Below are 2143 nucleotides of genomic sequence, written 5' to 3' on the forward strand. Positions count from 1 at the left end.
GGCTGGGGACGCTGTCGCTGCTGGAGGGCGACGTCGTCGCGGATCCGCTGCGGCCGGTGGAGGGTGAGATCCCGGTGCGGCGGCCGGGGGTGGACGAGGCGGTGCTGTCCCGCTGGGAGGCGCCGGTGGACGGGTGGCGTGACCGGGCCGCCGATGCGCAGCGGCATCTGGGCGGGCCTTCGGTGTTCGAGGCGGCGCCGTGAATCCGGCGACCGCGCTGGCGACCGTCCTGGTGGACGAGCTGCTGCGGTGCGGGATGACCGACGCGGTGCTGGCGCCGGGGTCGCGGTCGGCGCCGCTGGCGCTGGCGTTGCAGGACGCCGAGGACGCGGGCCGGGTCCGGCTGCATGTGCGGATCGATGAGCGGTCGGCGTCGTTCCTGGGGCTCGGGCTGGCGAAGCGGTCGGGGCGTCCGGTGGTGATCGTGTGCACGTCGGGGACGGCGGCGGCGAACTTCCATCCGGCGGTGGTCGAGGCGCACGAGTCGGGGGTGCCGCTGATCGTGATCACCGCGGACCGTCCGCCGGAGCTGCGCGAGACCGGCGCGAACCAGACGATCGACCAGGTGAAGCTGTACGGGACGGCGGTGCGGTGGTCCACCGAGATCGGCGTGCCGGAGAACCGTCCGGGGATGGTGGCGTACTGGCGGTCGCTGGTGAGCCGCACGTGGGGGCTGGCGCAGGCGCCGGTGCCCGGCCCGGTGCACCTGAACGCGGCGTTCCGCGAGCCGCTGATCCCCGACGGTGACGAGTCGTGGTGCGAGCCGCTGGACGGGGACGTCACCGGCGCGTGGACGAAGGTGCGGGCGGCGACGCCCGGGTCGGTGCTGCACGTCCCGCCGACCCGCCGGGGCGTGCTGGTGGTCGGGGACGGCGCGGCCAACGTCAAGCGGTACGTGGCGGCGGCGTCGATGGCCGGCTGGCCCGTGCTGGCCGAGCCGAACGGCAACGCCCGCTACGGCGACCACGCGCTGTCGTCGCACCATTTCCTGCTGGGCGTCCCGGAGTTCGTGGAGCGGCACCGCCCGGAGGTGGTGGTGACGCTGGGCAAGCCGGGGCTGTCGCGGCCGCTGCTGTCGCTGCTGCGCCGCGCGGAGGAGCACATCGTCCTGGCGCCGGACCTGGCGCACTGGCCCGACCCGGTCCGGTCGGCGACGCAGGTCGCGCCGGAGGTGGAGATCCCGGTGGTGTCGGGTGACGACGCGTGGCTGAAGTCGTGGCGGGCCGCGGACCTGGCCGCCGCGGCGGCGGTCGACGAGGTCCTGGACGCGGTGCCGGAGGTGAGCGAGCCGCGGCTGGCGCGCGATCTGGTCGCGGGGCTGCCGGGCGGGTCGCTGCTGTTCACGGCCGCGAGCATGCCGATCCGGGACCTGGACCAGGTGATGCGCCCGCGCCGCGGCATCCGGATCATGGCGAACCGGGGCGCGAGCGGGATCGACGGCCTGGTCTCGACGGCGATCGGCGCGGCGCTGGCGCACAGCGGCCGGTCGTTCGCGCTGCTCGGCGACCTGGCGTTCCTGCACGACCAGAACGGCCTGATCATCGGGCCGCGGGACCGGCGTCCCGACCTGACGATCGTGGTGGTGAACAACCGGGGCGGCGGGATCTTCTCACTGCTGCCGCAGGCGGCGCTGCGGGGCCCGTTCGAGCGGGTCTTCGGCACCCCGCACCAGGTCGACCTGGAGGCGGTCGCGGCGGCGCACGGCGTCCCGTACCGGCTGCTGGACGCGCCGGGCGACCTGCCGAAGGCGATGGCGGGGGAGGGGCTGCAGATCGTGGAGGCCCGCACCGACCGGAACGCGAACGCGGTGCTGCACGCCGAGATGCGCAAGGCCGCCCACGCCGCCGTCCGCGCCACCCTCGCCTGACCCCGGCGTCCTCGCCCGCACCGGCAACTACTTCACCGTTCAACTTACAACGTAAAGGCCGTGGGCGAGGAGCAGCTACTCAAATCCATCTCAAAAGCACATACAGCTGCGACTCGGGAGGCGGTAGTGGTCCCGGGGAGCGGGTGGGGCGTGCGGTGACCGGGACCTGGGAGCCAGCTCACGGATGGCTCCGTAGCGGGTTACTGCCATGGGTTCACGCTCCGTAGTCTTGCGGGGAGTTGTCCGATTCTTCCCGTCCCATGGAGGCTTCATGGC

At 73.8% G+C, this 2143-nt stretch carries 1 protein-coding gene and 1 pseudogene; both read left to right on the forward strand.

Going from position 1 to position 2143, the window contains the following annotated elements:
• Nucleotides 1-203, forward strand: a pseudogene (locus E1264_RS44965) (O-succinylbenzoate synthase); the annotation flags it as partial.
• Entirely contained in the window at nt 200-1867 is a 1668-nt protein-coding gene (menD, locus tag E1264_RS42230; RefSeq protein WP_132183153.1) for a 2-succinyl-5-enolpyruvyl-6-hydroxy-3-cyclohexene-1-carboxylic-acid synthase, read from the forward strand. The pseudogene E1264_RS44965 and the gene menD, both read left to right, overlap by 4 nt.
• Nucleotides 1868-2143 lie beyond the last annotated feature (276 nt).

This window comes from Actinomadura sp. KC216 (genome assembly GCF_004348535.1).
Classification (GTDB): Bacteria; Actinomycetota; Actinomycetes; order Streptosporangiales; family Streptosporangiaceae; genus Spirillospora.